This window comes from Streptomyces sp. WMMB303 (assembly GCF_029351045.1).
Classification (GTDB): Bacteria; Actinomycetota; Actinomycetes; order Streptomycetales; family Streptomycetaceae; genus Streptomyces.
Window position 1 is genome coordinate 5391986 of record NZ_JARKIN010000001.1, and the last position, 3606, is coordinate 5395591.

Annotated in this window: 1 protein-coding gene; it reads right to left on the bottom strand. The window is 74.6% G+C overall.

All coding sequences use genetic code 11. From position 1 onward, the window contains the following. Nucleotides 1–28: 28 nt before the first annotated feature. Entirely contained in the window at nucleotides 29–3589 is a 3561-nt protein-coding gene (locus P2424_RS23610; RefSeq protein ID WP_276477734.1) for a beta-ketoacyl synthase N-terminal-like domain-containing protein, read from the bottom strand. Between the last annotated feature and the right edge of the window lie 17 nt (nucleotides 3590–3606).

Sequence of the window (3606 nt, forward strand, 5' to 3'; positions counted from 1 at the left end):
TCGGTGGGGTGGGGGCCGGGGGCGTGGGTCAGGCGAGCATGTCGGCGACGACGCTGTCGGGGAGTTCGTCGATCCGGTCGACCAGTTCGGTCTCGACGAGCCGGGCCATCGCGGCCACCGTCCCGGCCTCGAACAGCCCGCCGAGGTCGAGTTCGATCGGGAAGTGGTCCCGCAGCCGCGAGATGACCTGCGTGGCGAGGATCGAGTCGCCGCCGAGCTCGTGGAAGTCGTCCGCCGGCGCCACCGAGGCCAGCCCGAGCACCTCGGCAACCGCCTCGGCCACCATGGCCTCCAGCGCGCCGCCCTCCGCCGTGTCCGGCGCGGCCCTACCGCCCTCCGGTGCCGGAGCCGGCGCGACACGCCGGTCCGAAGGCGCCGCAGCCGTCGCGGCCGCGGGCTCGACCGGTGCGGCGACGTCGGTGGCACCCGCGTTCTCCGCCAGCAGTACCGACTCCAGCGCCCGGTCCTCGCGGGTGGCCAGCAGCGAATAGGCCCGTACCGAGCCCAGTCCGGCCCGCTCCAGCGCCTGCCGCCACATCGGGGCGCTGAGCAGCGGCCCGTTCGGCAGCCGGGTGTCCTCGAACGACCACCAGCCCGGCATCAGCCCGAACGTCAGGGTCGGGAACGGCTGCACCCGGGTGACCTCCAGCAGGATCAGGATGCCGCCGGGCCGCAGCAGGGACCGCGCGTTGGCCAGGGTGCGGTCGATGCGCGCGGTGGCGTGCAGCACGTTGGTGGCCAGCACCACGTCGTACTCGCCCCCGGCGAACCCCTGGGCCGCCGCGGGCCGTTCGATGTCCAGTACGGCGGTGTCCAGGAAGTCGTGCTCGCTGCCGTAGCGGTCGGCCCCGTAGCGGGTGAAGCCGCGGGAGATGTCGGTGTAGGTGTAGCGCAGCCGGTCGCTGTACGGGGCCAGTGCGGGCAGCACCGAGGCCGTGGTGCCCCCGGTGCCCGCTCCCACCTCCAGTACCGCCACCGGCACCTCGGGGTCGCGCTCCAGCCGGGCGGCCGTGTAGTCGGCGACCAGCCGGGCGACGAGCGCGTTGGCGTCCTGGTCGCTGTGGTAGACGCCCTCGACCGCGGTGAAGGACCCGTCGGGGAACAGCACCTCGTGTGCCTTGCGCTTGCCGGTCAGCACGTCCGGATAGGCGTCCAGGCAGGTGGTGAGCAGCTTGGCGAAGCCCGCCATCTCCGGCCTGCGCTCCAGCAGCCCGCCGGTGAGGCGGTCCACCTCGGTCTCCTCCCACTGGAGGGTGGTCGCCGCGCACAGCTCGGTGGTGACGAAGCCGTCGCCGTCCTCGGCGAGGTGCCCGGCGTCGGCCAGGATCCGCACCAGCCCGGCGAGTTGCCGGTGGTGCTCGGCCACCACGCCGAGCCGCCCGATCAGTTCCCGGACGGTGTACCGTTCCCCCGCCGCGGCGAAGACGCCCATCCGGCGCAGCGACGCCAGCAGCAGCTGCTCGCACAGCGCGGCCAGCTCGTCCGCCAGCTCCTCGGCCTCCAGCGCGGCCCGCAGGCTGGTGCGGTCCGGGTGCTCCGCGAGGTGCGCGGCCGCGGCGGCGTCCAGCTCCGGCAGCACGGACGGCACTCCGGGCGCGGTCTCCTCGACGGGTTCGGCGGGCTGCCCGGGACCTCCGCCGCGGGCACCGTCGGCCGAGGAGGCCGGGGACATCGGTGCCGAGCCGTCGGTGGGGCGTTCGATGGGGGTGCCGTCGGCCCACACGTGCGGGTAGCGGTGGCGCTCGAAAGGGTAGCCGGGCAGTCCGATCCGGCGCGGCGCCGCACCCAGGTGCAGCCGCGCCCAGGCCACCGGCTCGCCGGCCGCCCACTGCGCGGCGGGCTCGGCCAGCGGCGGGGCCAGGCCTTCCGGTTCGGTGCTCTCCCCCGCCGCGATTCCCTCGAGCCGGTCGGCCAGCTCGGCGGTGGAGTCGGCGACCACGGCCGCCCGCTGCGCCATCGCCTCCCGCCCGACCTGGAGGGTGTAGGCCACATCGGCGAGGTCGGCACCGGCCAGCGGGCCGCGCAGCGCGGTGGCCAACTCGGCCGCCTTGGCCCGCAGCCGCTCCTCGCTGCGCGCCGAGAGCGGCACCAGGTGCCGCCCGGCGGGGGCGACCGGCGGCCGCGCGGGAGCGGGGAGGTCGGAGAGCACCAGGTGCGCGTTGGTGCCGCTGTAGCCGAAGGAGCTGACGGCGGCGTGCCGGCGGCCGTCCGGCCCCGGCGCCCACGCGGACTCCTCGGTGGCCACCCGGACCGGCGCAGCGGAGAAGTCGATGTGCGGGCTGGGGGTGCTGAAGTTCGCCGCGGGCGGCACCACTTGGGCCCGCATGCTCAACAGCACCTTGATGACACCGAGCACACCGGCGGCGCCCATGGTGTGGCCGATGTTGGCCTTCACCGAGCCGATCGGGCAGTACCCGGTACGGTCGGTGAGCCCGTCGAAGGCGGAGGTGATGCCCGCGATCTCGATGGGGTCGCCCAGCGTGGTGCCGGTGCCGTGCGCCTCGAAGTAGCCCAGGCCCTCCGCCGCGACGCCGCTGCGGCGCAGCACGCCGCGCAGCAGTCCGGCCTGCGCCTGGGTGCTGGGGGCCGTGATGCCGGAGGTGCGGCCGTCCTGGTTGGTGCCGCTCGCCCGGATCACCCCGTGCACCCGGTCGTTGTCCCGCAGCGCGTCGGAGAGCCGTTTGAGGACGAGCATGCCGACGCCCTCTCCGACCAGCATGCCGTCGGCGGCCGCGTCGAAGGGGCGGCACCTGCGGGTGCCCGAGACGGTGCCCAGGCTCTGCATGGTGAGGAACACACCCGGATGGTTGGCCGTGTAGACGCCGCCCGCGAGTACCAGGTCGGTCTCGTCGGACAGCAGCAGCCGGGCGGCCAGGTCCAGGGCCACCAGCGACGAGGAGCACGCGGTGTCCATCGCCAGGGCCGGGCCGGCCAGATCGAGGTGGTAGGCCAGCCGGGAGACCATCACGCTGGTGTCGGAGCCGAGCAGCGAGTGCGCGTTGTACTCGGCCTGGGGCGCCAGCCCGGTGGTGCCCACGACGGTGCCGACCCGCTGCCCGCGCAGGGTGGCGGCGTCGATCGCGGCGTCCTCCAGGGCGTGGTAGCTGGACTCCAGCAGCACCCGCTGGGCCGCGTCCATGGCCGCGGCCTCGGTGGGCGCGATCCGGAAGAACCCCGGGTCGAACGCGTCGGTGTCCGGCATCGCTCCGTAGCGGGGCAGCGCCGCGCCGGGGAACGCTTCCTGGAACATCCGCACCGCGACCGGGTCGTCGATCTCCCGGGTGACGTCGCGGCCCTCCCGCACCAGGTCCCAGAACTCCTCCGTACCGGCGGCGCCGCCGGTACGGCAGTGCAGCCCGACGATCGCCACCTCCTCCTGGGGGCCTTGCGCGGCCAGCACCGACTCCACGTGTGCGGCGAGCCGGCCGGTGTCGGGGTGGTCGGCGACCACCCCGCTGGAGAGGCTCGTCCCCAGCTCCGTGTTGATCGCCTCGACCAGCGAAACCGACCTGGCCAGGTCAAGTCCCGCGAGAGTGGTCAGGTTCAGCTTCGCCGCGGCCTCCTCGACCACGCGCACAACCTCGGACATGTCTCTCCCTCCCGGTT

Excerpts from the sequence above, each read along its gene's own strand:
- P2424_RS23610 (WP_276477734.1), bottom strand. The coding sequence starts at position 3,589 with ATGTCCGAGGTTGTGCGCGTGGTCGAGGAGGCCGCGGCGAAGCTGAAC.